Source organism: Tardiphaga sp. (assembly GCF_028290495.1).
Lineage (GTDB): Bacteria > Pseudomonadota > Alphaproteobacteria > Rhizobiales > Xanthobacteraceae > Tardiphaga.
Genome location: NZ_JAQGJT010000080.1, coordinates 1 through 24,886, shown reverse-complemented (window position 1 = coordinate 24,886; position 24,886 = coordinate 1). Strand labels below are relative to the sequence as shown.

At 62.7% G+C, this 24,886-nt stretch carries 23 protein-coding genes and 2 pseudogenes; 12 read left to right on the top strand and 13 right to left on the bottom strand.

All coding sequences use genetic code 11. From position 1 onward, the window contains the following. Positions 1–256 precede the first annotated feature (256 nt). Positions 257–1,939: a PAS domain-containing methyl-accepting chemotaxis protein gene (locus JWQ24_RS14245; RefSeq protein ID WP_299809017.1), complete on the top strand. Its 1,683-nt coding sequence runs from the start codon at positions 257–259 to the stop codon at positions 1,937–1,939. Between the two features lie 49 nt (positions 1,940–1,988). Here the strand turns inward: JWQ24_RS14245 and JWQ24_RS14240 are convergent, their stop codons facing one another. The 4 genes from JWQ24_RS14240 to murJ form a co-directional block, all read right to left on the bottom strand. Next, positions 1,989–2,558, bottom strand: coding sequence for a NifU family protein (locus tag JWQ24_RS14240; RefSeq protein ID WP_299809014.1), 570 nt, complete (start codon positions 2,556–2,558; stop codon positions 1,989–1,991). A gap of 220 nt (positions 2,559–2,778) precedes the next feature. Beyond that, on the bottom strand, positions 2,779–3,273 hold the full coding sequence (locus JWQ24_RS14235; RefSeq protein ID WP_299809012.1) for a universal stress protein: 495 nt from the start codon (positions 3,271–3,273) through the stop codon (positions 2,779–2,781). A 173-nt stretch (positions 3,274–3,446) separates the two neighbouring features. Further along, positions 3,447–4,496, bottom strand: coding sequence for a tryptophan--tRNA ligase (trpS, locus tag JWQ24_RS14230; protein WP_299809009.1), 1,050 nt, complete (start codon positions 4,494–4,496; stop codon positions 3,447–3,449). Positions 4,497–4,562: 66 nt separating this feature from the next. After that, positions 4,563–6,122, bottom strand: coding sequence for a murein biosynthesis integral membrane protein MurJ (gene murJ, locus JWQ24_RS14225; protein WP_299809007.1), 1,560 nt, complete (start codon positions 6,120–6,122; stop codon positions 4,563–4,565). 236 nt (positions 6,123–6,358) lie between these two features. Here murJ and JWQ24_RS14220 point away from each other — a divergent pair, with 236 nt between their 5' ends. After that, positions 6,359–7,360, top strand: coding sequence for an adenosine kinase (locus tag JWQ24_RS14220; RefSeq protein ID WP_299809004.1), 1,002 nt, complete (start codon positions 6,359–6,361; stop codon positions 7,358–7,360). 102 nt (positions 7,361–7,462) lie between these two features. Here JWQ24_RS14220 and JWQ24_RS14215 read toward each other — a convergent pair whose 3' ends face one another. Further along, positions 7,463–8,644 (bottom strand): serine hydrolase domain-containing protein, encoded by a 1,182-nt coding sequence (locus tag JWQ24_RS14215; RefSeq protein WP_299809001.1) that lies wholly within the window; start codon positions 8,642–8,644, stop codon positions 7,463–7,465. A gap of 260 nt (positions 8,645–8,904) precedes the next feature. On the opposite strand from JWQ24_RS14215, the gene JWQ24_RS14210 reads away from it, so the two are divergent. Both JWQ24_RS14210 and JWQ24_RS14205 read left to right on the top strand, forming a co-directional pair. Beyond that, positions 8,905–9,231: a hypothetical protein gene (locus JWQ24_RS14210; RefSeq protein ID WP_299808998.1), complete on the top strand. Its 327-nt coding sequence runs from the start codon at positions 8,905–8,907 to the stop codon at positions 9,229–9,231. Between the two features lie 104 nt (positions 9,232–9,335). Continuing rightward, on the top strand, positions 9,336–10,832 hold the full coding sequence (locus JWQ24_RS14205) for an NAD-dependent succinate-semialdehyde dehydrogenase (protein WP_299808995.1): 1,497 nt from the start codon (positions 9,336–9,338) through the stop codon (positions 10,830–10,832). A 206-nt stretch (positions 10,833–11,038) separates the two neighbouring features. Here the strand turns inward: JWQ24_RS14205 and JWQ24_RS14200 are convergent, their stop codons facing one another. Next, entirely contained in the window at positions 11,039–11,248 is a 210-nt protein-coding gene (locus tag JWQ24_RS14200) for a hypothetical protein (RefSeq protein WP_299808992.1), read from the bottom strand. A gap of 147 nt (positions 11,249–11,395) precedes the next feature. Here JWQ24_RS14200 and JWQ24_RS14195 point away from each other — a divergent pair, with 147 nt between their 5' ends. Further along, positions 11,396–11,887, top strand: coding sequence for a hypothetical protein (locus JWQ24_RS14195; protein WP_299808989.1), 492 nt, complete (start codon positions 11,396–11,398; stop codon positions 11,885–11,887). A 33-nt stretch (positions 11,888–11,920) separates the two neighbouring features. Here the strand turns inward: JWQ24_RS14195 and JWQ24_RS14190 are convergent, their stop codons facing one another. Next, complete coding sequence (locus tag JWQ24_RS14190; RefSeq protein WP_299809058.1) at positions 11,921–12,709, bottom strand: hypothetical protein; 789 nt, start codon at positions 12,707–12,709, stop codon at positions 11,921–11,923. Positions 12,710–12,966: 257 nt separating this feature from the next. Here JWQ24_RS14190 and JWQ24_RS14185 point away from each other — a divergent pair, with 257 nt between their 5' ends. After that, entirely contained in the window at positions 12,967–14,166 is a 1,200-nt protein-coding gene (locus JWQ24_RS14185; RefSeq protein ID WP_299808986.1) for an efflux RND transporter periplasmic adaptor subunit, read from the top strand. A gap of 8 nt (positions 14,167–14,174) precedes the next feature. Next, entirely contained in the window at positions 14,175–17,342 is a 3,168-nt protein-coding gene (locus JWQ24_RS14180) for an efflux RND transporter permease subunit (protein ID WP_299808984.1), read from the top strand. A gap of 42 nt (positions 17,343–17,384) precedes the next feature. Here JWQ24_RS14180 and JWQ24_RS14175 read toward each other — a convergent pair whose 3' ends face one another. Beyond that, on the bottom strand, positions 17,385–17,657 hold the full coding sequence (locus tag JWQ24_RS14175; RefSeq protein WP_299808982.1) for a cyclic nucleotide-binding domain-containing protein: 273 nt from the start codon (positions 17,655–17,657) through the stop codon (positions 17,385–17,387). Between the two features lie 48 nt (positions 17,658–17,705). On the opposite strand from JWQ24_RS14175, the pseudogene JWQ24_RS14170 reads away from it, so the two are divergent. From JWQ24_RS14170 to JWQ24_RS14165, 3 genes and pseudogenes are all read left to right on the top strand, one after another. Next, a pseudogene (locus tag JWQ24_RS14170) lies at positions 17,706–17,936 on the top strand (aldehyde dehydrogenase family protein); the annotation flags it as partial. Beyond that, positions 17,897–18,064, top strand: coding sequence for an aldehyde dehydrogenase family protein (locus JWQ24_RS28595; protein WP_366521445.1), 168 nt, complete (start codon positions 17,897–17,899; stop codon positions 18,062–18,064). The pseudogene JWQ24_RS14170 and the gene JWQ24_RS28595, both read left to right, overlap by 40 nt. A gap of 287 nt (positions 18,065–18,351) precedes the next feature. Continuing rightward, positions 18,352–19,566, top strand: a complete 1,215-nt coding sequence (locus JWQ24_RS14165; protein ID WP_299808980.1) for a Tad domain-containing protein — start codon at positions 18,352–18,354, stop codon at positions 19,564–19,566. A 29-nt stretch (positions 19,567–19,595) separates the two neighbouring features. Here JWQ24_RS14165 and JWQ24_RS14160 read toward each other — a convergent pair whose 3' ends face one another. The 4 genes from JWQ24_RS14160 to JWQ24_RS14145 all read right to left on the bottom strand — a co-directional run bounded on the left by JWQ24_RS14160 (position 19,596) and on the right by JWQ24_RS14145 (position 23,275). Continuing rightward, positions 19,596–20,513, bottom strand: a complete 918-nt coding sequence (locus tag JWQ24_RS14160) for a phosphoribosylaminoimidazolesuccinocarboxamide synthase (RefSeq protein WP_299808976.1) — start codon at positions 20,511–20,513, stop codon at positions 19,596–19,598. 64 nt (positions 20,514–20,577) lie between these two features. Continuing rightward, complete coding sequence (locus tag JWQ24_RS14155) at positions 20,578–21,495, bottom strand: pirin family protein (RefSeq protein WP_299808973.1); 918 nt, start codon at positions 21,493–21,495, stop codon at positions 20,578–20,580. A gap of 204 nt (positions 21,496–21,699) precedes the next feature. After that, entirely contained in the window at positions 21,700–22,305 is a 606-nt protein-coding gene (locus JWQ24_RS14150) for a DUF1080 domain-containing protein (protein WP_299808970.1), read from the bottom strand. Between the two features lie 76 nt (positions 22,306–22,381). Beyond that, on the bottom strand, positions 22,382–23,275 hold the full coding sequence (locus JWQ24_RS14145) for a LysR family transcriptional regulator (RefSeq protein WP_299808967.1): 894 nt from the start codon (positions 23,273–23,275) through the stop codon (positions 22,382–22,384). Between JWQ24_RS14145 and JWQ24_RS28590 the strand changes: the two are divergent. Both JWQ24_RS28590 and JWQ24_RS14135 read left to right on the top strand, forming a co-directional pair. Beyond that, positions 23,253–23,618 (top strand): annotated as a pseudogene (locus JWQ24_RS28590) (hypothetical protein); the annotation flags it as partial. The gene JWQ24_RS14145 and the pseudogene JWQ24_RS28590 overlap by 23 nt on opposite strands. Positions 23,619–23,714: 96 nt before the next feature. After that, complete coding sequence (locus JWQ24_RS14135; protein WP_299809055.1) at positions 23,715–24,002, top strand: DUF1330 domain-containing protein; 288 nt, start codon at positions 23,715–23,717, stop codon at positions 24,000–24,002. Between the two features lie 6 nt (positions 24,003–24,008). Here the strand turns inward: JWQ24_RS14135 and JWQ24_RS14130 are convergent. Next, positions 24,009–24,886: MmgE/PrpD family protein (locus JWQ24_RS14130; RefSeq protein ID WP_299808964.1), on the bottom strand; the 878-nt coding region annotated here is incomplete at its 5' end.

The window sequence follows — 24,886 nt, the reverse complement described above, 5'->3', positions numbered from 1 at the left end:
TGAATCCCGCTTTTGTCGCGTCCGGCTCCTTCGTCAGAGCGTACGAAAATCGGCGCCAGCCCTCACGCGCCGACAACCTTCGATTGAATTAAATTCTTTGATAGGGGAATAAATACCAGCTTAATCAATTTTTCAGACGGGGTGGATAAAAACCTAGAACTGACCAAGGTATATTTGCAAGGCGTTCCTTGTTCGTTGCACCAACACTTTTTTGCAAATCGCTATCGTCCTCATCCATCCCAAAGAGATACATCTCATGTTGCAGTGGAGCACTCCGGCGACGCGCAATGCGCTTGCACAGGCGGCCGCGATCAGCAAGTCGCAGGCGGTGATCGAATTCAACATGGACGGCACGATCATCACCGCGAACGAAAATTTTCTCGCGGCGATGGGCTACACGCTGGCAGAAATCCAAGGCAAGCATCACGGCATGTTCGTTGCGGCGGCGACGCGCGATGGCGCCGCCTATCGCGATTTCTGGACGGTGCTGAACCGCGGCGTATTCCAGTCAGGCGAGTTCAAGCGCGTCGGCAAGGGCGGTCGCGATGTCTGGATCCAGGGCTCCTACAATCCGATCTTCAACGACAACGGCAAGCCGTTCAAGGTCATCAAGTTTGCCAGCGACATCACCGCGCAGAAGCTGCGCGGCATGGAAGAAAGCGGCAAGATCGCCGCGATCGGGCGTTCGCAGGCGGTGATCGAGTTCGACCTCGAAGGCATCATCATCACCGCCAATGATATCTTCCTCGGCGTACTCGGCTATCCCCTGGAAGAGGTCGTCGGCAAACACCACAGCATGTTCGTCGAACCGTCGACACGCGAGAGCGCGGCCTATCGCGAATTCTGGGCAAGTCTCAACCGCGGCGAATACCAGGCCGCCGAATACAAGCGGATCGGCAAGGGGGGCCGTGAAGTGTGGATCCTGGCCACCTACAATCCGATTTTCGACGATACCGGCAGACCGGTGAAGGTATTGAAATTTGCCTCCGACGTCACCGAGCAGAAACTCAGGAACGCGAACTTTTCGGGCCAGCTCGATGCGATCGCCAAGTCGCAGGCGGTGATCGAATTCGGCATGGACGGCCGGGTGCTGACCGCCAACGAAAACTTTCTCGCCGTGCTCGGCTATTCGCTGGCCGAGGTTCAAGGCAAGCACCACAGCCTCTTCATGGCGCCGAACGAGCGCGACGGCGCGGAATACCGCGAATTCTGGAAGAGCCTGAACCGCGGCGAGTATCAGGCCGCGGAATACAAGCGGGTCGGCAAGGGCGGCCGCGAGGTCTGGATCCAGGCGTCATACAATCCGATCCTCGATCTCAACGGTAAGCCGTTCAAGATCGTGAAATACGCCACCGACACCACCGCGCAGGTGGTCGCACGGACGAAGAACGAGCGAGTCCGCGCGATGATGGAGTCGGTCGCAGCCGGCGCCGAGGAATTGAACGCGTCGGTGCGCGAAATCTCCGAGGCGATGATGAAGTCGAAGGGCGCCGCGATGTCGGCGGTGAGCAAGGTCGAACTGGCCGACGGCCAGGCGCAACGGCTCAGCGCCGCTGCACAAGCAATGAGCGGCATCGTCGAGCTGATCGGCAGCATCACCGGGCAGATCAACCTGCTGGCACTCAACGCCACCATCGAGTCGGCGCGTGCAGGCGAGGCCGGTCGTGGCTTTGCGGTGGTCGCTTCGGAAGTGAAGAGCCTCGCCAATCAGGCCAGGCAGGCGACCGACAAGATCGCCAGCGAGATCGGCAGCCTGAACGGCATATCAAGCGACGTGGTCGCGGCACTGGAAGCGATCAAGCAGGAGATCCAGAACGTCAGCGAATACGTCACGGCAACGGCGACTGCCGTCGAGGAGCAGAGCACGGTGACCGGCGAGATGTCGTCGAGCATGCAACGCGCGGCAGCCGAGGCGGCCAGTATCGGGCAGGCGGCGTAGTACCAGCGCCGGCCGGCTTTCCCTCCCCTCAAGGGAGGGAAAGAAGCCCTTACATCGGGCGGACTTCGATGACTTCCGGCACGAAGTGCTTGAGCAGGTTCTGGATGCCGTGCTGCAGCGTCGCGGTGGAGGACGGGCAGCCGGCGCAGGAGCCCTTCATGTTGAGATAGACGATACCTTCCTTGAAGCCACGGAAGGTGATGTCGCCGCCGTCGGCAGCCACCGCCGGGCGGACCCGGGTCTCGATCAGGTCCTTGATGATGTCCACCGTCTCGGCGTCGGTCTCGGCGAAGAATTCTTCCTCGTCGTCCGACATCACGTCGCCCTTGACGCTGCCGTCGGCCATCAACGGGGCGCCGGACATGTAGTGTTCCATGATCGCGCCAAGGATCGCCGGCTTCATGTGCTGCCAGTCGCTGTCGCCCTTCGTCACGGTGACGAAGTCGGAGCCGTAGAACACGCTGGTGACGCCGGGCACGTCGAACAGCTTCTCGGCCAGCGGCGATTTCGCGGCAGCCTCCCGGCTGGTGAATTCCATCGTGCCTGAGTCGAGCACGTCGCGGCCCGGAATGAATTTCAGGGTGGCGGGATTGGGGGTCGCTTCGGTCTGGATGAACATCGGTCTCTCCTGCGTCGCCGGTTCAAGGCCGGCGCGTGGCTCGTCTCTAGCAGATGGCGATGGGGAACGCACGATCAAGGGACATAGATTGTTGTTCCGGGGCGCGTGCGCGCCAGCGTGCGCGAACCCGGAACCCCGAGATGAGGCGGATGAACATTTCCGGATTCCGGGTCTGCATCAGCCGGCTACGCCGTCTGCGGTATCCCGGAATGACGGTTTCCTACGACAAGGCGTCGATATCCCCGTCCGTCAGGCTGCCGGAGACGATCGTGACCGGGATCGGGAACGTGCCGACCAGCTTGGCCATCGTGGTGACGATCGGACCGGGCCCCTCCGGGCCGCCGGAAGCCGCCAGCACCAGCATGGCAATGTCCTCGTCCTTGTCGATGACGTCCAGAATCTGCTCGGTCGCGTCGCCCTCGCGGATCACCCGTTCGGGCGTGATCGCGGCGATCCCGTTGGCGCGGCCGGAGGCGCGGTCGAGCGCGGCATTGGCGCCTTCCTCGGCCTCGGCGCGCATGATGTCGGCGACTCCCAGCCATTGCTGGTTGCGGTCCTCGGTCTCGATCACCCGCAACATCACCACGCCGCCGCCGACCCGGATCGCCCAGCGGCTGGCGTAGTACACCGCGCGGTCCCATTCCTCGCTGTCGTCGACCACCACCAGGCATTTCGGCCTGTGGCCGCTCTCATAGCTTCGTCGCTGGGTGCTCATGCATGTCCCGGTGCTCGCGCATGACGCGCCAAAGTATGCGGTTTGGCGATAACGTCATGCGCTCTAAAATGGCTGCGTCATGCTGCCACGGCGCAGCCGCATCCGACAAGCGCCACGCGCGGCGCAGCCGACGCCGCGCCGATTGTGGCAGAGCGATGAAAATCGCCGGTATTTCAGCGCTTGTGGATGAAGCCCATGATGTCCCTCACGGCATTCATGGTCTCGTTGGCGATCGCGCGGGCACGGTCGCCGCCGTCGGTCAGCACCTGGTCGATATAGCCGGGGTCGCCCGTCAGTCGCTTCATCTCGGCGGCGATCGGCGCCAGCTTCTCCACCGCGAGATCGGCCAGGCTGGTCTTGAAGCCGGAGAACTGGGCCCCGCCGAATTCGCGCAGCACTTCGGATTTCGGCCGGTCGGCCAGTGCCGAATAGATGCCGACCAAATTGTCGGCCTCCGGGCGCGTCTTCAGGCCGTCTTCTTCCGACGGCAGCGGCTCGGGATCGGTCTTCGCGCGGCGAATTTTCTGCGCGATGGTGTCGGCGTCGTCGGTGAGGTTGATGCGGGAATTGTCGGAAGCGTCCGACTTCGACATTTTCTTGGTGCCGTCGCGCAGGCTCATCACCCGCGTCGCCGCGCCGGTGATGACCGGCTCCGGCATCGGGAAGTAGTTGCCGTCATGGCCCTGTGCTGCGATCGATGCCGAGAAGTCGTTGTTGAACTTCTGCGCGATGTCGCGGCACAGCTCGAGATGCTGCTTCTGGTCTTCGCCAACCGGCACATGGGTGGCGCGGTACAGCAGGATGTCCGACGCCATCAGCACCGGATAGTCGTACAGGCCGACCGACGCGTTCTCACGATCCTTGCCGGCCTTCTCCTTGAACTGGGTCATGCGGTTCAGCCAGCCGAGGCGGGCGACGCAATTGAACACCCAGGCCAGTTCGGCGTGGCCGGAGACCTGGCTCTGGTTGAAGATGATTTGCTTTGCCGGATCGATGCCGGACGCGATGAACGCCGCGGTGACTTCGCGGGTGTTGCGGCGCAGCTCGTCTGGCCCGCCCCACACCGTAACGGGCACCGTGATCGCATGCATGTCGACCACGCAGTACACGCAGTTATGGGTTTCCTGCAGTTTGACGAAGTTGACGATCGCGCCAAGGTAGTTGCCGAGGTGCAGATTGCCCGTCGGCTGGACGCCTGAAAAAACCCGTTCCGTGATCGCCATGACTTTGTTCCCGTCTGCGCGCCGATATGGACTCGGCGCTGTGCCGCGTCCCTTGCCACGCAGGGGCTAGGCGCGCAAGTCGCCGTGGCGGGAGGCCCGGATGGCCCGCAGCGCCGCGGCGGGGGTGACGACGCCAAAAACGGCCAGCAAGGCCGCGTAGATCGCGAGCCCGCCCGCGATCAGCAGGCCGAGCAAGGCCGCCTGCGTCAAGCCATGCGCGTTCGCCGCCCAGGGCAGCACGAAGCGCGCGGCCAGCCACAGCAGCGTCCCCATCGCCAACGCCGCCGCCGAGATCCGGGGCAGCCTCCGCGGCGCGTCGGCATCGAGCGAAAAGCCGAATCTGGCAGCGCTGCGCGAAACCAGCAGGGCAGCGCTGCTCCACGCCGCCAGCGCAATCGCGGCGGCAATGCCGGGGGCGCCCAACGAGCCGAGCCCGAGCGCGGCGATCACCGCGACGCCGAGCCCAACCAGAGTCGCCCACAGCGGCGTCATGGTGTCGTCGCGGGCGAAGAACGCCGGCGACAATGCCTTGACCAGCACATGGGCGGGCAGGCCGAGCGCCAGCCATGTCAAGGCCTGCGCGGTGGCGGCGGTGTCGGTCGCGCCGAACGCGCCGTGTTCGAACAATAGCCGCACGATCGGCTGGCTCAGCACCATCAGCCCGAGCGTCGCCGGCAGCGCGAGGCCGACCGCCAGTTCGAGGCCGCGCGATTCCGCGTGCACGATGGCGTCGTGATTGCCCGATCGCACTGCGCGGGTCAGTTCCGGTACCAGCACGGTGCCCATCGCCGTGCCGACGATGCCGAGCGGCAGTTCGATCAGGCGGTTGGCGAAATACAGCCACGAGACCACCGACGGCGCGCGCGAGGCAATGATGGCGCCGGCGACGATCAGCAACTGCGGCCCGGAATTGGCCAGCATGCCGGGCAGCGCCTTGCGCAGGAAGCCGCGCATTTCACCGTCGAGCGAGACGCGCAAGGGGGTGGCGAAATTCTCCTTGCCCCGGCGCAGCACCAGCATCGAGAGTTGCAGCATCCCGGCGATGCCGACGGTGAAGGCGATCAAGAGCGCGGCAGTCGCCGCCTCCTGCCGCCACAGCAGCAGCGCGCTCATCACCGCGATCAGCGCGATGTTGAACAGCAGCGGCGAGAACGCCGTCAGCGCGAAGCGGTGCTGCGCATTGAGCAGGCCCATCATCACCGTGACCGGCCCGGCAAAGGCCAGATAAGGCAGCATCAGCCACGCATCGTTGACGGCCAGTTGCAGCGTGTCGCTGCCGACAAAGCCCGGCGCCAGCCCCGCGATGACCATCGGCATGACAAAGCCGATAGCGAGGGTGACCACCGCCAGCGCGAGGCTGATGGTGCCGAGCACGCGGCCGGCGAAGGCCGCCGCCGCGACCTCGCCTTGCGCCGCGCGGACCCGCAGCCAGGCCGGGATCAGGGTCGCGTTCAGCGCGCCCTCGGTCAGCAGCCGCCGGATCACATTGACCAGCTGGAACGCGACCAAAAAGGCGTCCGCCACCGGCCCCGCGCCCAGCAATGCTGCGACCATCGCGTCGCGGGCGAAGCCGAGCAGTCGCGAGGCCAGCGTGCCGGTGGAAACGGTCAGGAGCGAGCGGATCATGGAACCATCTTCTAGAGCGTTTTGAAGCGAAGTGGATACCGGTTCGCGTCAAGAAAACGCGTCGGAACACCAGTGTAGAGCCACCGTTCCGATTTCATGGCAAGGCAGGCTCCCGTGCCGTCCTTGCTGGTCCGGCCGGGATCGTGATAGGTCGCAGCATCTTTCAAGACGCCGCGGGGACCCGATCTGGATCGGATTTGCCGCGTCCTCGCAATCGCCGCAACGGGATATTCTTCATGACTTCAGCGAAATACGACGTGCTCGGAATCGGCAACGCGATCTACGACGTGCTGGTGCAGACCGACGAAGCCTTTCTGGTGTCGCATGGCATGGCCAAGGGCGGCATGGCGCTGATCGACGAGGCGCGCGCCACCTCGATCTACACCGATATGGGCAAGGCGACGGAAATGTCCGGCGGCTCGGCTGCCAACACCATCGTCGGCATTGCCTCGCTCGGCGCGCGCACGGCCTATGTCGGCAAGGTCCGCAGCGACAAGATCGGCGAAAAATACGCCCACGACATCCGCGCCGCCGGCGTTGCCTTCGACACCGCGCCGGCCGCGGCAGGCCCCGCCACCGGCTGCTCCTACATCCTGGTGACGCCGGACGGCGAGCGTACCATGAACACCTATCTCGGCGCGGCGCAGGACCTGACGCCGGCCGATATCGACGAGACGGCCGTGGCGGCCTCCAGCATCGTCTATCTCGAAGGCTATCTGTGGGATCCGGCGAGCGCCAAGGAAGCCTTTGTGAAGGCCTCGAAGATCGCGCACGGCGCCGGCCGCCAGGTCGCGCTGACGCTGTCGGATGCGTTCTGCGTCAGCCGCTACCGCGACGAATTCCTGCAGCTGATGCGCGACGGCACCGTCGATCTGGTGTTCGCCAACGAGTCCGAGCTGCATTCGCTGTACGAGACGGCCGACACCGACACCGCGCTTGGCCAGCTTCGCAAGGACGTCGCGCTCGGCGTCGTCACCCGCTCCGAAAAGGGCTGCATGGTGGCGTCGAAGTCCGGCGTGATCGAGGTGCCGGCATTCCCGATCGAGACGCTGGTCGACACCACCGGCGCTGGCGACCTGTTTGCCGCGGGCTTCCTGTTCGGCCTGGTGCGCGGCGTGGACCACAAGGTTTGCGGACAGCTTGCAGCACTCGCCGCCGCCGAAGTGATCCAGCACATCGGTGCCCGTCCGCAGTTGTCGCTGAAGGAATTGGCCAAGAAGAACGGCCTGCCGGTTTAACGCATCGCTTCGACCGCGCACTACTGGTAGCCCGGATGAGTAAAGCGATATCCGGGGATTTGCTTCCCCGCATGTCGCTTCGCTCATTCGGGCTACAATCTTCTAAGCCACCCGCTGCGCGGCATCGAGGCCGGCGTACACGCCGCGCTCGAATCCGGCGAATACGTTCAGGCTTCGGGTGTCCGCGAATGGCAGCACCTGCATCAGGATCACGCCGGTGACGTTACGCACCGGGTCGATCCAGTAGTAGGTGTTGGCAAGACCCGCCCAGGCGAGCGAGCCGGCGCTGCGGCCTTCCGGTGTCGCCGCGGTGTTGATCATGAAGCTCAAGCCCCATTTCTTGACGATGCCCGGATAGAGATCGACATCGTTGGTCGCGAAAGCCACCGCCGATGTCATCTTGCCCATATCGAGGTCACCGATATGGTTCTGCGCCATCAGCGCGATGGTCTCCGGCTTCAGTAGCTGATGGCCCTGGCCGCGCCCCTTGTTCAGGATCATCTGCGTGAAGCGGATGTAGTCGGCTGCCACGCTGTAAAGCCCGCCGCCGCCCATCTCGAATTCCGGATTCTGTTCAACCTCGAACGGGGTTGGCGTCAGTGATCCGTCGGCATTGCGGATATGCATGCCGACCAGACGCTCGCGCTGCGAGGGCGTGATCCTGAAGCCGGTATCGGTCATGCCGAGCGGCACGAAGATATTGTCGCGCAGGTAGACGCCGAGCTTGCTGCCGCAGGCCGCCTCGACCGCCTTGCCGACGTGATCGATATTGGTGCCGTACTCCCAGCGCGTGCCGGGATCGCTCATGATGGGCACCTTCAGCGAGGCGTCCTTGCAACTGGTGACCCCGGGCGTGCCGGTCTTCGCCAGATACTGAACCATGTCGCCGTTCCACATGTCGTAGCAGAAGCCGGCGGTGTGGGTGAGCAGATGCCGCAGCGTGATCGGCGTCCTCGCCGCACGCAGCCTCGGCGCGCCGTCGGCGTCGAAACCTTCCAGCACCTGTGGTGCGGCCAGATCGGGCAACACGCTGCCGATCGATCCGTCGAGCGAGAGCTTGCCTTGCTCGACCAGTTGCATCGCTGCCGCGGCGGTGATCGCCTTGGTCATCGAGGCGATCCAGAATACGCTGTCCGCCGTCATCGGCTGGTCCTTCGACAGGTCGCGTTTGCCGAACGCGCTCTGGCTGATCACCTCGTCGGAAGTTGCGGCCATGGCCACGACGCCGGGAATCTCCGCGCCGTCACACGCCTGCGCCAGCAACTGATCGATCTGACCTTGCATCCCGTCCTCCCGCTGTTGTTTTTATGGGGGCATCCTCTTCCGCTGCGCGACCGCCGGCAAGAATGTTTTGCGGGTTGCGCCAATCGCCATGAACTTTTTGGCGGCATCGCGCGACCATTCATCAACCATCCGCATCGTCATGGCAGATGCGTCATGGCTCGGACCGTTCACGAGCGGCCGTGCTCACTCGTTTAATTCATGCAAGTTATTGTAATTGTTGATTGAATGTTGCGTAATCCGAAGTTTTTGGAGACCCGACGATGATTACCCGTTGGACGGAATGGAAGCCGTATCCCCGCATGGCGCGCGGTGAGGCTATCGAAGCGCCGATCGGCCCGGGCATTTTCGAGGTTCGTCACGCCGCCTCCGGCGCGCTGTTTGCCTTCGACGCTGCCGACAGCCTGGTGCAGGCGTTGGCGAAACTGGCGGCACCGAAATCTCTGGTGTCGTGGTTCGGCATCGGCGGCCCGGTCAGCCTGCCCGAGTTGGAATACCGCACCTTCTCGACCACCACGCGCGCCAATGCACGCATCGCCGAGGCGCGGATGATCGACCGCCGCGAGACCTATCTGCGCCGCGTGGCGTAATATCGTTTCACGCTATGGCAACCATTCACTGCAGGACTCTCCTGCAGGACTTCGCAAGCCGACCTATATCTCCTACAAGTCGCCCGAATCTTGAGGAGAACACCATGACACCGCCCGCTTCAGCTGCACGCCAGACCTCCCCCACGTCCTCGTTGCGTGATCGCCTCAAGGACCCGTCGCTGCTGCGCGAGCAGTGTTATGTCGATGGCGCCTGGGTCGGCAGCGGCGAGACCGCGGTCACCAATCCCGTCAATGAGATCGAGCTCGGCAAGGTGCCGAACTTCGGCGCCAGCGAAACCACGCAGGCCGTGGAAGCCGCCGAGCGCGCCTTCCCGCTGTGGGCCAAGTTCACCGCCAAGCAGCGCTCCAACATCCTGCGCAAGTGGTTCGAGCTGATCATCGCCAACCGCGAGGATCTGGCGCTGATCCTGACCACCGAGCAGGGCAAGCCGCTGGCCGAGGCGCTCGGCGAGGTCGATATCGGCGCGGCCTATATCGAATTCTTCGCCGAGGAAGCCCGCCGCGTTTACGGCGAGACGATCCCGACGCAGCGCGCCGATGCGCGCCTCCTTGCCATCAAGCAGCCGATCGGCGTCTGCGGCGCCATCACGCCGTGGAATTTTCCGAACTCGATGATCACCCGCAAGGTCTCGCCGGCGCTGGCCGCGGGCTGCACCGTGGTGATCAAGCCGGCCAACGAGACGCCGTTCTCGGCTCTGGCGCTGGCCGAACTGGCCGAGCGCGCCGGCGTGCCGAAGGGCGTGCTCAACATCGTCACCGGCGACGCGTCCGCGATCGGTCTGGTGCTGTGCGAGCATCCCGCCGTGCGCTTCGTCGGCTTCACCGGCTCGACCGCGGTCGGCAAGATTCTCTACAAGCAGGCTTCGGTCGGCGTGAAGCGGCTCGGGCTTGAACTCGGTGGCAACGCGCCGTTCGTGGTGTTCGACGACGCCGATATCGATGCCGCAGTGGACGGCGCGATGGTCTCGAAATATCGCAACATGGGCCAGACCTGCGTTTGCGCGAACCGGATCTACGCACAGGAAGGCATCTACGATCAGTTCGTCGAGAAACTGGCTGCGAAGGTCGCAGCGATGAAGGTCGGCGACGGCACCGAAGCCGGCGTCACGCAGGGCCCGCTGATCAACGTGAAGGCGATCGAGAAGGTCGAGCGTCACATCGCGGACGCGGTGAAGGGCGGCGCGAAGATCGTCACCGGCGGCAAGCGCCATGCGCTCGGCGGCACGTTCTTCGAGCCGACCGTGCTGGCGAATGTGAAATCGGACGCGCTGGTGTCGCAGGAAGAGACCTTCGGCCCGCTGGCGCCGGTGTTCCGCTTCAAGGACGAGGCTGACGTGATCGCGATGTGCAACGCTTCGCCGTTCGGTCTGGCTTCGTACTTCTATTCGCGTGATCTCGGCCGCGTCTGGCGTGTTGCGGAAGCGCTGGAGTCCGGCATGGTCGGCGTCAATACCGGCCTGATCACCACGGAAGTCGCGCCGTTCGGCGGCGTTAAGGAATCAGGCCTCGGCCGCGAAGGCTCGCATCACGGCATGGAAGAGTACGTCGAGATCAAATACATCATGATGTCGGGAATCTGAAGCGTCGCGTCTTTCCCAATTTTGAATCAGCCACTCGTCATGCCCGGCCTTGTGCCGGGCATTCACGTTTTGATGGCATGGCCCGTTGCTCTGCCATAGCCAGCACAAACCATAGACAGCACAAATCAATGTCCGTCTTTCGGCTGTTCGCTGGCGAGTCCGACGGGCCGTCTGAATTGATTGACTTCAGCTGAACCCGCCCTCGGTCAGTAGCAGCGACGTACGCGCACGCCATTGACCCAGACGGTGCGGCACGCGGCCGCCGGTCGGCGTACGACAACGGCACCACGGTAGCCGGCGCAGCCGGCACGATAGACGCCGCGGGCACAGACGACTGCGTTGGCGTCGGTGGCTTCAATCGTCATTGTCGTACCGAATGCGAGAACGGCTGCAACCATCATCAAGAAAGAACGCATGGTGATCTCCTGGCTTGGTTGGTTGGCGAAGGACACGTGAAAAAAGGTGCGTCGGCTTCAGGTGGCTGCGTAAGCGGACTACAAACGAGAGTTTCGGGACGTGGCATCAAGTGCAAAGAGTAGTTCGTGAGAGAGTGCAAAAGTTTCGTGAGCGATCAGAAATCCTGCAAGGGCGTCTTGCGTCTTGAAGCGGCAGAACGTCTATTAAATATCGCAGATACTTGCCGACTTGAAACATGTGACGGGCCTATTTCGCCCGGTGTTGCCTCAGCAGGAGAAAGCATGTCGGATTTCAGGACCAGGTGGCTTGCTTTTCATATTCGACATATCGAGCCCGTCTCAAAGGAAGTATTCAGTCACGTCGAAAAGATGGTGATCGGTACTTTGATTATATCGGCCGGGGCACATGTATCGAGCGACGAGCCCTCTATCGTTCTGTTCGGATATTTGCGCCACAGTCTCGTTGGCCGCGGCGTCATGCTGTTCGGAATTGTTCTGTTGCTGCTGAATTTCCTCGATGGTCTCTACAAACTCGCAAAGCTGGAATGGCACGTGGCGCTTCAGATCGTCATGTCGCTCTGTTACGTCATTCTATCTGTCCGATTGATACAGCTGATCCTTGCCTTTCGTGGGGAGTAACCGACGTCGGCCAATCGCTATCGCGCAGCCCGATCATCGTCGAGCGAACGGCGCCAGCACACTGGCACAAGCCGGCGAAAGCGATGCGCCGTTGCTGGCCAGGCACTGCGCGATACGGCCGCCACCCGGCGCAATGCCGCCGCAGAGCGACCTGATGTCGCCACCGCATGCTGATCTCATCACGAACAATTCTTCGCGTGGCCGCATCGGCCGCAGCGCGATGATTGCGGGAGCGGTTGCGGGTGCGCCGGTCGTGGCTGCCGCAGCCGGAGCCGCAGTCGTGCCCGCCGCAGCGGGTTCCGCTGCGGCGGGCGTCTCGCCGCTGACTGCGCTGACCGCCTTTTCACAGCCGGCCGAAAGCTTGGCCTTGTTCGTTTCCAGGCACTGCAGCGCGGGCGCTCCGCCGGTCGGTACGCCCTTGCAGACCTTCGGGTAGTCGCCTCTGCAGGCGCTGCGGATAGCTGCGATCTGGGCGCTGCTCGGCTGCTTCATAGTTGCTGCCTTCGGTGCGGCAGTTACCGTTGCCGGCTTGGCGGCCGGTGGCGTGGATTCGGTCCTGGGCGTTGCTGCGGGTGTTGGCTCGGCGGCCTTTGGCGCAGCAGTAGGCGCTTCGACGGCCCGAACCGCGCCCGCACATCCTGACGAAAGGCCTGACATATTTTTCTGCAGGCACTGCAACGAGGCTTCTCCACCAGGAGGAACGCTTGAGCAATGCGCGATGTAATCCGAGCGACACTGCGTCTTGATCGCGTCACGCTGTGCCTGGCTCGGCGCTTGCGCAAAGGCGGGGCTCGTGATTGCGAGCAGAATAATAGTCGCCATCGACACGCGATGTCGCGCGGCTGAACCGAATATGAAATTCATCGATGAAATCCTCGTTGCTACCGCCCGATCAGTCAGGGCAACTGCGCAAATCTTCAAGAAGTGTAAGTTCTGAAAGGCATTCGCAAAACAACTTCGGTCCGACATCATTTTACGGTTTCGGTTTCACTACAAGTAGATTTTTGCTATTGGTGCGGACGGCTGCCCGTTTTTTTGGCCAGGGGTTTTTTTGAGAGTCATTTGATTGAGGCAGGACAATGCGGTTTGTGCGCGCCTGTTCATCTGGATCGAAAGCTCGCATTGAGCAGCTGCAGCATGTCACGGCTATACGCGCTGCCATCGTTGTGCTGACGAGCCTCTTTTTAAGTGCCTGCGAGCAAAACACTTTTGTAGCGCCGCCGCCGCCGAAAGTTGAGGTGGCGGTCCCTGTGCAGCGCGGCATCACGCGCTTTCTCGAAGCGACAGGCAATACGGCACCGATCAAGAACGTTGATCTCGTGGCGCGCGTTCAGGGCGTTCTGCAGTCGATTAACTATCAGGATGGCTCCTTCGTCAAACAAGGCACGACGCTGTTCACGATCGAACCTGAGACATACCAGTTGAAGCTGGAGCAAGCGCAGGCTGCGGAAACCGGTGCGCAGGCCTCTGCAAAGCAGGCTGAGGCCGACTTCAAGCGCCAGTCAGATCTCGTCTCTCGGCAAGTTGTCTCGCAGGCAACGCTGGATCAGTCGACGGCAACGCGTGAAAATTCACAAGCCAATCTGCAGCAGGCGCAGGTCAACACCAAGATCGCGGCCGTCAACTACGGCTATACGAATGTCGTTGCGCCGTTTGACGGTATCGTCAGCGCACATCTGGTGTCGGTCGGCGAACTGGTCGGTGTCGCGTCGCCGACCCAGCTTGCGACGATCGTGCAACTCGATCCCATTTATGTAAACTTCAACGTCAATGAACAGGATGTGCTGCGCATTCGGGACGAAGCCCGGCGCCGCGGGCTAACGGTGAGCGATCTCAGGCAGTTGCCGATCGAGATCGGACTGCAGACCGAGGCCGGTTTTCCGCACAAGGGCAAGATCGACTACATCTCGCCGACCATCAACCAGTCTACCGGAACGCTTCCTGTGCGTGGCGTGCTGCCAAATCCGGATCGCATCCTGTTACCGGGCTTTTACGTTCGCGTTCGCGTGCCGATCGACCAGCAGGACAATGCCCTGCTGGTGCCGGATGTATCGCTCGGCAGCGATCAGGCCGGGCGCTATGTTCTGGTCGTGAATGGCGACGATGTCATCGAGCAGCGCAAGGTCGTCACCGGCCCGCTGGAAGCTGAGCTTCGCGTGATTGAAGGCGGTCTGAAGCCGGATGATCGGATCGTCATCGCTGGCCTGCTGCGTGCCATTCCGGGGCAGAAGGTCGATCCGCAACTGAGAAAGATCGAAGCACCGACACCGACCAAGTAGGACAGGCCATGATTTCGAAGTTCTTTATCGAGCGGCCGGTCCTGTCCAATGTCATCGCGTTGCTGATGATCCTGATCGGTGGCGTGTCACTTTATAATCTGGCTGTCGCGCAATATCCCGATGTCGTTCCGCCGACCGTCCAGGTGACGACGCGTTATCCCGGCGCCAGCGCCAAGACCATCGTCGACACGGTCGCACTGCCGATCGAGCAGCAAGTCAATGGCGTCGAGGACATGCTCTATATGCAGTCCTACAGCGCTGCCGATGGCACCTATTCACTCACGGTCACGTTCAAGATTGGCACCGATCTGAATTTTGCGCAGGTGCTGGTGCAGAACCGCGTATCGAGCGCGCTGTCGTCGCTGCCGACCGCCGTGCAGAATCAGGGCGTTACCGTTCAGAAGAAATCGACGGCGATCCTGTTGTTCGTGACACTGACGTCACCCAAGTCGACCTATGACAGCCTGTTTCTGAGCAATTACGCCACGATCAACATCCGGGACGAGCTGTCGCGTCTGTCCGGTGTTGGCAATGTGACGGTGTTCGGCGCCGGCCAGTATTCAATGCGGATATGGCTCGACCCGAACCAGCTGCAAGCGCGCGGGCTGATGCCGCAGGATGTCATCCAGTCCATCCAGCAGCAGAGCCAGCAGGTTGCGGCGGGCCAGATCGGCATGCCGCCGACGCCCGCGGGGCAGGCGTTCCAGTACACGCTGAACATCAACGGGCGGCTGGACGATCCCGCCGAGTTCGAGGACATCATCGTCAAGACCGGCAACAACGGCGACGTCACGCGGGTCCGTGACGTCGGACGCGTCGAATTGGGTGCACAGACCTATAGTCAGATCTTCTCGCTCAACCAGAAACCGGCTGTAGGCATCGGCGTGTTCCAGTCGCCGGGCGCCAATGCGCTCGAGGTCGAGAAGGCCGTCGAGGAGAAGATGGCGGCGCTGGCCAGGCAATTTCCCGACGATATCAAATATGACACGCCATTCGACACCACGAAATTCGTCTCGGCATCGATTGACGAGGTCTATAAGACCCTTATCGAGGCCGGCCTGCTCGTGCTGGTGGTCATCCTTATCTTCCTGCAGGACTGGCGCGCGATGCTGGTGCCGGCGACGACCGTGCCGGTGACGATCATCGGCGCCTTCGCGGCGATGGCGGCGCTCGGCTTCACGATCAATTTGTCGACCCTGTTCGCCATCGTGCTGGCGATCGGCATCGTGGTCGACGATGCCATCGTGGTTGTCGAAGGTGCCGCCTACAATATCGAGCAGGGCATGTCCGGCCACGACGCTGCGATCAGTGCGATGGACAAGCTGTTTGCCCCGATCATCGGCATCACGCTGGTGCTGATCTCGGTGTTCCTGCCGGCGGCATTCCTGCCCGGACTAACCGGACGCATGTATGCGCAATTTGCACTGGTCATCGCGGCCACGGCGCTGCTCAGCGCCGTCAATGCAGCCACGCTGAAGCCGACGCAATGCGCATTGTGGCTGCGCCGTCCGGTGCCGCCGGAGAAGCGCAATTTCTTCTATCGCGGGTTCAACAGGGTCTACGACCGGCTTGAGCGGGGCTACGCCGCCCTGGTCACTCGCATGGTCGCGCACAGCAATGTCTCGGTTGTCCTGGCATTGATCCTGATCGGCATCGGCGGTTACGGCCTGTCCCGGATTCCCACCGGCTTCATTCCGATCGAGGATCAAGGCTATCTGCTGGTAGCAGTCCAGTTGCCCGATGGCGCCGCGCTGGACCGGACGCAGCGTGTACTCGATCGGGTCAGTGAATTGGCCGCGAAGACGCCAGCGGTGGAACAGGTGGTTACCATCGCGGGCATCTCCGCGCTCGACAGCAGCTCCAGCCTGGCCAATGCCGGTGTCGCCTATCTGATCCTGAAAGAATGGAGTGAACGTGGACCGGGGCAGGATCTTCGTTCGCTGTTCGTTGGATTGAACGAGAGCCTGTCGGTGATTCCAGAGGCGCGCATTCTGGTGATCCCGCCGCCGCCCATTCAGGGCATCGGCAACGCGGCGGGCTTCGCCATGCAGATCGAACTGCGCGATGGTAACGCCGATTACAGCAAGCTGCAGGCGATCACCGGGGCGATCGTAGCCAATGCACAGACGCAGAGCGCTTTGCAGCGCGTTAGTTCGCCGTTCCGCTCGATGGTGCCGCAATTCGATATCGAGATCGACCGTATCAAGACCCAGACGCTGCATGTCACGACGGATCAGGTGTTCTCGACCCTGTCGTCTTATCTAGGCTCGTCCTTCGTCAACCAGTTCAACAAGTTTGGCCGCACCTTTCAGGTCTACACACAGGCAGATGCCAAATTCCGGCTGACTGCCCGGGACATCGAGAACCTGATGGTCCGCAACCAGCAGGGCAGCATGATCCCGCTTGGCACCGTGGCGAAGATTACACCGGCCGTGGGGCCGTCGCTGATCAGTCTCTATAATCTCTATCCGACTGCGACGGTGATCGGCCTGCCAGCACAGGGCTACAGTTCCGGGCAGTCCATGGCGCTGATGGAGCAGATAGCGGCCAAGACTTTGCCTCCGGGAACGGGCTTCGAGTGGACGGCGATGTCGTATCAGGAAAAGATCGTCGGTAATCAATTGTATTATGTGTTCGGTCTTGCGCTGCTGCTCGTCTATCTGGTGCTCGCGGGGCAGTATGAAAGCTGGTACGCGCCGATTTCGGTGATCCTGGCCGTGCCGCTGTCACTGCTTGGCCCAATGGCGGTACTGACCGCGCTACGGATCGAGAATAACCTCTACACGCAGATCGGCATCATCCTTTTGATCGCACTGTCGGCGAAGAACGCGATCCTGATCGTCGAGGTGGCGATCGAGCTGCATGTGCACGATCGCAAGCCACTGCTGGAGTCGGCGGTCGCAGCAGCGCGGGCGCGCTTTCGGCCGATCCTGATGACGTCCTTCGCCTTCATTCTCGGCGTGCTGCCGCTGGTGCTCGCGACGGGCGCTGGCGCCAACGCCCGCAAGTCGATCGGCATCACCGTGTTCTCGGGCATGCTCGCCTCGACCTGCCTTGCCGTCCTGTTCGTTCCGACCTTTTTTGTCGTCGTCCAAAGGTGGGAGAACTGGCGCGCCAGCCGCAAGACAACGAAACCTGCCAATTCGACCGTCGGTGCCGGCGGCTCCAACTCGTAGACGATCGCCACGTCCGTTTCAGATGCGTCGTGTCGACTATTCTTATCTTCTCAACACCGCAATCATCCGGCTCGCAAAAGCCAGCCGCTCCGCCATCACAGACACAAAATATGTCGGCAGCTTCTGGCTCAATGCCGGATGGTTTTGCTTGATGTCCTCGAAGGCGTCGGCGCGCAGCAGATACAGCACGCTCGCGATCTCTGCCTGGATGGTGGCGCTGCGCGGGGCATAGGCGACAACGCCCATTTCGCCCACTGTCGTGTAACGTCCGAGGCTGCGCACCCGTGTCAGCTTGCCATCGCCCGTCGGCACCATGATGCCGAGTCGGCCGTCGAGAATGAAGTGCATGGAATCGGCAGCGTTGCCATCCCGCCGTGAAATTTCCCGAACTCGATGATCACCCGCAAGGTCTCGCCGGCGCTGGCCGCGGGCTGCACCGTGATGATCAAGCCGGCCAACGAGACGCCGTTCTCGGCGCTGGCCGAGCGCGCCGGCGTGCCGAAGGGCGTGCTCAACATCGTCACCAGCGACGCGTCCGCGATCGGTCTGGTGCTGTGCGAGCATCCCGCCGTGCGCTTCGTCGGCTTCACCGGCTCGGGCTTGAACTCGGTGGCAACGCGCCGTTCGGCGGCGTTAAGGAATCAGGCCTCGGCCGCGAAGGCTCGCATCACGGCATGGAAGAGTATGTCGAGATCAAATACATCATGATGTCGGGTATCTGAGCAGCGCTTCTGCTCCTTCCAAGCGCCCGTAAAGTCTCTCACAGGTTCAATGGCGTCTCCGCGCAAGCGGGGGGCGCCTGGCCGTGCCGTGGCGCTCCGGTTCGCTGGAATCGCGGCCTATTTTGGTGGGAACTATTTACCTACAGCCGCGCACGGCCGGCCGATAAAGTTCCATTTTAACCACTTGTTAAGCTGTGGAACCCATTGTTCCGGTATGAGGGTACGGCTGGCCTGTCGCTTTTTGCGAGTCCATCCGTATCAAATTCCGTGCCGGAGGAAGTCTTGTTGTGTTTCGCTATTTGCAAAAGCTTGTCGCTGACGGCCTGAAGGCTCAGGCCGGCAACGTTGCCGTGACCTTCGCGATCGCCGCCGTCCCGCTGCTCGGATTCGTAGGTGCAGCCGTCGATTATTCGAAGGCGAACGCCGTCAAGGCCGGACTGCAGACGTCTCTGGACTCGGCCCTGCTGGCGGCCGTTAACGAGCCGTCGGCGACGCAGGTCAGTCGCGCGAATAGTTTTTTTGCCGGCAATTACGGCCTCAAGGTGCGGGAAACCGCGACGTCATCCTTTACGCAGGGCGCTGATGGCTCGATCAGCGGCACGGCCACCGCAAATGTCCCGTCATCCTTCCTTCGCGTCTTCGGAATCACGACGATTCCGGCAACCGCAACAGGAACCGCGATCGCCGGCGTTTCGGCAAAATCGGATGTCTGCATTCTCCTCATCAACCCGTTGCGGACGCAAGCGCTGCTGGTGAACTCCGGTGCGGCGATCTCTGCGCCGACCTGTGAAGTTCATGTGTTGTCGACGCAGAATCCCGCCGCGATGTTCAATGCGACGCTGGGCGTCAAACGAATCTGCGTGAAGGGCTCGACCGTCGTCAAGAATGGCGGCGTCACGCCGCCGGTCGAAACGACGTGCGATACGATCAGCGATCCGTTTGCGGGTAAATTGCCGGTGGTCAGCTCCACGACCTGCAGTTTCAGCAATCAGGTCTATAATCCAGGCGTCGTGACGCTCAACCCCGGCGTCTATTGCGGTTCGACCAATTTCAACGGCTCGGGCACGCTGACGCTCAACCCCGGTCTCTACGTCATCAAAAGCGGCGCGATGATCTTCAACTCGGGATGGACGGTGACCGGCACCGACGTCACGTTCTATCTCGTCGACCAGAATGCGACGCTGACTTTCAATGGTAACGTTTCGGCGAAGCTGTCGGCTCCGACGAGCGGCACCTACGCCAACATTCTGATGTATGAGCCGACCGGCCTCAGCAACTCGAATTTGCCGATCAACGGCACCAGCGGCAGCAGCTTTACCGGGCTGATGTATCTGCCCAGTCGCGATGTCACGATCAACTCGGTGTCGAACATGACGACCAACAGCGTCAGCATGGTGTTCTCGACGTTGATCCTGAATGCGACAAACTGGTCGCTCAAGGCCGGCGCTCTGGTGCCTCAGATCTCGACAGGCGTGGCGACGGTCGGGCGCCTGTCCAAGTAAGGGCGGATTTCGGCGCCCGCGCCGAAAGCTCAGTCGATCACGAGTTCTGCGCCGGTCAACCGTCGATAGGCATCGAGATAGCGCTTGCTGGTCGCGTGGATCACTTCGGCGGGCAGCGGCGGCGGCGGTGCTTCGCCATTCCAGCGTCCGGCGCGGCGCTCGATGTCGAGATAGTCGCGCAGCGGCTGCTTGTCGAAGGAGGGCTGTGACTGGCCGGGCGCGTAGACGTCCGCGGCCCAGAACCGCGAGCTGTCGGGCGTCATCACCTCGTCGATCAGGATGATGCGGCCATCGGCTTCGCGGCCGAATTCGAACTTGGTATCGGCGATGATGATGCCCTGTTCGCGGGCGATCTCTTCGCCCTGCGTGTAGACCGCGCGGGTCATGCTCTCGAGCGTGAAGGTGTCTTCCTCACCGAGGATCTCGCGCATCCTGGCGATGGTGATGTTCTCGTCATGGCCGGTCGGGGCCTTGGTCGCCGGGCTGAAGATTGCGGGCTCGAGCTTCTCGCTTTCCTTCAGGCCATCTGCCAGCTTCTCGCCGGCCAGCGTCCCGGACGCGGCATATTCCTTCCACGCCGAACCCGACAGATAGCCGCGCACCACGCATTCGATCGGAAACACCGTGGTGCGCTTGCACAGCATCGCGCGGCCTTTGAGCGAGGCGCGATGACCGGCCAGCTCCGGCACCTCTTTGATGATGGCGTCGGCGTCGGCCGCGATCATGTGATGCGGCACCACGCCGCCGAGCTGGTTGAACCACCAGGCGCTGATCTGCGTCAGCACCGCGCCCTTCATCGGGATGGTTTCGTTCATCACCACGTCGAAGGCGCTGATGCGGTCGGTGGTGAGCAGCAGCACGCGGTCGGAGCCTATGGCGTAGACGTCGCGCACCTTGCCGCGGCCGAGCAACGGAAGCGGCAGGTCGCTGGCGGACATCGTGGTCATGGCAAAACTTTCGATAGAGCGCGGCCCGGCGGAGGCGCCGGCGGCGGGGGAGGGTAGGGGAAAACTATTCAGGCAGCGGGATGAATTCGTGTTCTTCGGGAACGTGGGCGAAGCGGCCGGACTTCCAGTCCTGCTTGGCTTGCTCGATGCGCTCCTTGCTGGACGACACGAAATTCCACCACAGATGCCGCGGTCCTTCCAGTGCGTCGCCGCCGAGGAACATCATGCGGGTATTGCGCAACGCGTTGACGGTGATGGCGTCGCCGGGCCGGAAGATCAGCAGCTTCGGACCCTCGTGGCGGTCGCCGGCGATCTCGATCTCGCCATCGACGACATAGATCGCGCGCTCTTCATGGTCGGGATCGAGCGGCACCGAGGTGCCGGCTTGAACCGACACTTCGGCATAAAACCACGGCGACACCATCGACACCGGCGAGGCCTTGCCGAATGCGCTGCCGGCGATGATCCGTGCGGTAAAGCCGGTATCCGTGACGGTCGGCAGGCTGTCCGCGGCATAATGCTGGAACGACGGCGCGATCTCTTCGGAGCCCTTCGGCAGCGCGATCCAGCTCTGCAGGCCGAGCATCTTCTGGCCGTCGCGGCGCTGTACGTCCGGGGTGCGCTCGGAATGCGCGATGCCCTTCCCGGCGGTCATCAGGTTCATGGCGCCCGGCTGGATCTCGCGGACATTGCCCTCGCTGTCGCGATGCATGATCGATCCGTCGAACAGGTAGGTGACGGTGGCCAGGCCGATATGCGGATGCGGCCGCACATCCATGCCCTTGCCGCTGATGAACTGCATCGGCCCGAAATGGTCGAAGAAGATGAAGGGCCCGACCATCTGCCGTTTGCCGTGCGGCAGTGCGCGGCGGACCTGGAAGCCATCGCCGAGATCGCGCGTGCGCGGGACAATTACCAGTTCCAGCGCATCGCAGGACTGCGCGTCGCCGAGGATCGGATCGTTGGAAGGCTGCCAGCTCATGAGGGCTCCGTAGGGTTTGGGCCATCCTAGCAGCAATTGGCGGGGGGCGTAAAAGGGGCTGTTCCCGGATCGGAAGCCTCTCCCCGTCATTGCGAGGAACCCTTGCGACGAAGCAATCCAGATTGCGCGTGTGGCTCTCTGGATTGCTTCGTCGCGCTCGCAATGACGGCTGGAAGGCCGTCATCCCGGCCACGACGATCGTCGCTACAGCGCCTTGATCTGTACCTTGCGGAACTTCACGACGCCGGAGCCGTATTGCAGGGCGATCGCGCCGGTCGCGTGCTTGCTGTCCTCGACATCGGCGGTCTTCTCGCCGTTCAGGATCACGGTGAGCTTGGGGCCCTTGGCCGTGATGTCATAGGTATTCCACTTGTCCGCCGCCCTGGGCATCGGATTGACCTTGGCGACATCGACGATGGCGCCGGTGCCGTAAGAGGGGTCGGGTCGCTTGTCGAAGATGTTGACCTCGTAGCAGGTCTTGCTGTCGATCACCTTGGGGTTTTCGCAGCGGATGAAGATGCCGCTGTTGGCCTCCGCATCGGTCCAGAACTCGGCTTTGATCTGGAAATCCTTGTAGGCCGTCTTGCTGACGAGATAAGCGAGGTCCTTGCCGGACAGCAGTTTGTCGGCGGATAGCGCGCCGTCCTTCATCTCCCAGTTGGCGTCACCGACGCGGTCCCAGTCGCCCATCTTGCTGTTGTCCAGCAGCGTGACCCAGCCGCCTTCGCTCTCGCTGACGGCGGGGTGGGAGGCGGAGATCGCCGCAAGTCCGATGGCAACGCCGGCGACCAGCGCAGTGTAGCGCTTCATGGTGTTTCCCTCCCGTTTTGGTTGTTGCGCAAATACTAGCGATTGAAGCCGGGAAGTAAACCGGCGAGGGGCGCCGTCACGCCGTCAGAGGCTTTTGTTCGGCGCGGCTTCCGGTCGTGCCCTCGCGCAGCACCTGCTGCAGCGCCTGAGTGTTGGGTGAGCCCGCGCCCTTGCGCCAGATCAGCACGGTTTCGGCACGGTCCTCGCCGGGCGGCAGGCGGTGAACGGTCAACCGCTTGCCCTCGGGAAATGTCGCCAGCACGCTTTCCGGCAACAAAGCGATGCCCATGCCGGCTACCACGCAGCCCAGCATGGCGTGATACGAACCGAGCTCGATCGTTCGTTCCGGCATTTCGCCGCGCCTGGCGTACCAGTTCTCCAGTCGCTTGCGATGCGGGCAGCCGTTTTCGAATACGAGGACCGAGCGTGGAGCGCTGCCGGTCTTTCCGATCGCAGCATGACCGGCGGCCGAAACGATCACCGGTTCTTCCTCGAAAGCGTGCATTTTCTCGAACGGGGCATCGGCGATCGGCTCGGCGACGAACGCGGCGTCGAGTTCGCCGGCGAGCAGCCATTTGGCCAATGTTTCCGGATTGCCGATACGAAGCTCCAGCACCACGTCGGGGTAGAGCTGGTGAAATCGGGTTAGCGGCCCGGGCAATCGCACGGCCGCGGTGCTTTCCATCGCGCCAAGCCGAAACACGCCGCGGGGCCGCGGGTCCTGCACCGCCGCGCGGGCCTCGTCGGCCAGTGCGAGAAGCCGGTCGGCATAGCCGAGCAGCACCTGGCCGGCCGGCGTCAAATGCAGGCGCTTGCCCTCGCGGATGAACAGCGGTGCGCCGAGATCGTTCTCGAGCTGGCGAACCCGCGTCGTGACATTGGACTGTACGCGATTCAGCCGCTGCGCGGCGCGGGTCACGCCGCCCTCACGCACCACGGCGCGGAAGATGCGCAGCTCGGATAGATCCATTCATCTCTCCTTGAGATCAAAAGTATCATTATTATTCATTTTAAAGGATTTATGGCGGCGGGTAAACCATCGTCACGGCGCGGCTTTGCACCGCAAGGAGTTGAGCATGTCCGACGGCTTCGATCCGCACGCGTACGATGTTCGCTTCCTGACGCCGTTGCAGTGGGCCGCGCGGAAGCAATCCATCGTCACGCGCGTCCATGCCGAGCGTCGCCGGACGATTCGCCGGGCGTCGGCACGCGCGTGGGCGATCGTTCGCAACGTCTGCCGTCGCCTGAGCGAGGAGCAGGACGCGCGCGACGCGCTTCGCTCGATGACCGATTACGAATTGAAAGATATTGGACTTGCGCGCTCCGGAATCGAAGCCGCGATCCGGTGCGACGAGCAGCATGCGTGCTCGGCGATGTCGTCTGAACCACGCCAACTTTGGAGATCTGTCATGTCGAAAGCCTATTGGATCGTGCGCGTCTCGGTGCGCGATGAGGAGCACTATCCGGACTACCTGGCGGCCGCGCGCCCGGCCTTCGAAAAGTTCGGGGCCAGGTTCATCGTGCGCGGCGGGGCGTTCGAGACGATGGAAGGCGTCGCCCGCGATCGCAACGTGGTGGTCGAATTCGCCGATCGCGCCACTGCGATGGCGTGTTATCGCAGCCCGGAATATGACGCCGCCAAAACGATCCGGCAGAAATATGCCGACGCCGACTTCATCATCATCGACGGCGCATAACTGCAGCTATCGCCGCCCCAGCGCAGCCGCCGTCGCCACCTTGTCGAAACGTTCCAGCGACAGGATGGCGTCGGCGAACTTCTCCGCGCCGCCGTTCAGCACCGGCCGCGCGAGCTGCAAGAACTTCTGCGCCATCGCCTGCGCGTCGGGAAACGACGACGGTTCGCCGGATGGATCGGCGTAGATCCGCTCATGCACGCCGTCTTCGGTGGTGATGGAGACGCGGCCGCCAAACGGATGGCGCTTGCCTTCCAGCCTGATGTCCTGGACCACGTCGAAACGGTCGGCGAGCGCGTCGATATCAGCGTCGCCAAGCCGCTTGTAATCGTCCCAGCCGAAGCTGCCCTGATCGAGCGCCAGCGCGCCGGTGAAGAACATCGAGAACTGGCCGCCGACGATCGAGGTCGGATGCCGCTTGGTGGCGGCGTCGCCGGTCAGCGTGATGCCGTTGCGATGCAGGCCGATCTCGACGCGCTTGATCTGGCCGGGGGTCAGATTGTGTTCCCTGCGCATCGCGATCAGCGCATCGAGGGCGGCGTGGGTGTACCGGCAGCTCGGATACGGCTTCACGCCGATCTTCATGGTCTCATAGACGTTACCGAGCCCGGCGACCGCCTTGTCGGGATGGGCGTTGTCGCTATAGCCGACCAGCAGACCGTGCTTGCCTTCGATCGACTCAGATGAGCCGACGAAATCATTGCGCGCCAGCGTGGCGGCGATCACGCCGTTCATCGCGGCCGCGCCGACCTGGTAGCGCTTGTTCCAGGCGCCGTTGACCAGAAACTGCAGCGAGCCCGCGGCCTGGCTGCCGGAGACGCCGAACGCCGCGATGATCTGGTCCTTCGACAGGCCAAACAGCTTTGCCGCCGCGGCCGCCGCGCCAT